The sequence below is a fragment of the Ferrovum myxofaciens genome (assembly GCF_000735045.1).
Lineage (GTDB): Bacteria > Pseudomonadota > Gammaproteobacteria > Burkholderiales > Ferrovaceae > Ferrovum > Ferrovum myxofaciens.
Genome location: NZ_JPOQ01000322.1, coordinates 1 through 303 on the forward strand (window position 1 = coordinate 1; position 303 = coordinate 303).

1 pseudogene is annotated in these 303 nt (G+C 62.0%); it reads right to left on the reverse strand.

What is annotated here, in order from left to right:
- Window positions 1-303: pseudogene (locus IV91_RS0113825) on the reverse strand (IS701 family transposase); the annotation flags it as partial.

Below are 303 nucleotides of genomic sequence, written 5' to 3' on the forward strand. Positions count from 1 at the left end.
CCAGCGTTCGGCGTAGATTTCCACCACGGCCTGAGCCGACAATTCCGTCTCGGTGGCCAGAATCAGGCGCGGACGCGACCAGGTGTTGTCGTCCTGACGCATCTCGCACCACACCGCCCGCACGGGTACCCCCTTCAGGAATCGCGCCACGGTGATGGCCGAGCGCAGCCTGACCAATTGCAGTTTGCCGTACAGCATCAGATTCATTTCCTGCGCTGGCAATGTATCCAGCATGGCTGCATCGAGCCGCTGCCCGTATTTTCGTTTCGGCCCCCGGCGTTTCGGTTCTGGTTCCGGAGGCAG